At 62.3% G+C, this 1,246-nt stretch carries 2 protein-coding genes; both read right to left on the reverse strand.

The window, feature by feature from the left end:
• Window positions 1-103: 103 nt before the first annotated feature.
• A complete protein-coding gene (dnaQ, locus tag ACSFA3_RS24150; protein ID WP_435507920.1) occupies window positions 104-811 on the reverse strand; it encodes a DNA polymerase III subunit epsilon in 708 nt (235 codons plus the stop codon).
• Window positions 811-1,149: an ISC system 2Fe-2S type ferredoxin gene (gene fdx / locus ACSFA3_RS24155; protein ID WP_013542153.1), complete on the reverse strand. Its 339-nt coding sequence runs from the start codon at window positions 1,147-1,149 to the stop codon at window positions 811-813. The genes dnaQ and fdx overlap by 1 nt, the downstream gene beginning before the upstream one ends.
• Window positions 1,150-1,246: the final 97 nt, after the last annotated feature.

Here is a 1,246-nt window from a genome sequence, read left to right on the forward strand (position 1 = left end):
GCTGTGCTCTACCCCTGAGCTAACCGCCCGAAACGCTGCTGTTGCCTGCAGCGTTCTGAAAACGTATCGCGTTGTGCGAAGCCTCAGATTATGCCATAGCTTTTCAGCCGTTTTCGCGAAACAGCGTGCGACCGCCGCTCGATTTGTCGAGTTGCCGCAACACCGCCTCGTGCGCGGTCAGTTCGTGCTCGGCCGCCAAGATCACCGGCAGCTCGAACTGGCTCAGGTCGATGGCCACCACGGTGGTGCCCAGTTCGGGCTCGTTCGAAGCCACGTCGATCAGCAGCGCATCCTGGCCGCGCGTGAGGTTGATGTAGACGTCTGCCAGCAGCTGCGCGTCGAGCTTGGCGCCGTGGAAGGTGCGGTTCGAACGGTCGACGCCGAAGCGGTCGCACAACGCATCCAGCGAATTGCGCTTGCCCGGGTACACCTGCTTGGCCATGGCCAGCGTGTCGGTCACTTCGCTGACGAAGGTGCGCAGCGGCGGCAGGCCGGCACGCTCGAACTCCTTGTTGAGAAAGCCGACGTCGAAGGCCGCGTTGTGAATGATCAGCTCGGCATCGCGCAGGTACTCGACGATGTCGTTGGCCAACGTGGCGAACTTCGGCTTGTCGCGCAGGAAGTCGGTCGTCAGGCCGTGGACCTTGAGCGCGTCTTCATGGCTCTCGCGCTCCGGGTTGAAGTAGATGTGCAGGTCGTTGCCGGTGAGCTTGCGGGCGAACAGCTCGACGCAGCCAAGCTCGATGACGCGGTCGCCGTTCTCTGCGGAGAGGCCGGTGGTTTCGGTGTCGAGAACGATCTGGCGCGACATCAGTGGTTTTCCTTGGCGTGATTGATCGAGTACTTGGGAATCTCGATAGTCACATTCTCCTGCGCCAGGATCGATTGGCAACTCAGGCGCGACTGCGGCTCCAGGCCCCAGGCACGGTCGAGCAAGTCTTCTTCGCCCTCTTCCGCCTCGTTCAGCGAGTTGAAGCCCTCGCGCACGATCACGTGGCAGGTGGTGCAAGCACAGCTCATCTCGCAGGCATGCTCGATGTTGATGTGGTTGTCGAGCAGCGCCTCGCAGATCGAGGTGCCGGCGGGCGCGGTGATTTCAGCGCCCTGCGGGCAGTACTCGGGATGCGGGTAGATCTTGATCGTGGGCATGTTGTTGTTCTAGAGAGATTCGACCTTGCGGCCGGCAAGTGCGCGCGCAATGCCCGCATTCATGCGCTGTGCGGCAAAGGCCTCGGTGTCATCGGCC

The organism is Variovorax glucosi (assembly GCF_051216695.1).
Classification (GTDB): domain Bacteria; phylum Pseudomonadota; class Gammaproteobacteria; order Burkholderiales; family Burkholderiaceae_C; genus Variovorax.

Excerpts from the sequence above, each read along its gene's own strand:
- fdx (WP_013542153.1), bottom strand. The coding sequence starts at position 1,149 with ATGCCCACGATCAAGATCTACCCGCATCCCGAGTACTGCCCGCAGGGC.
- dnaQ (WP_435507920.1), bottom strand. The coding sequence starts at position 811 with ATGTCGCGCCAGATCGTTCTCGACACCGAAACCACCGGCCTCTCCGCA.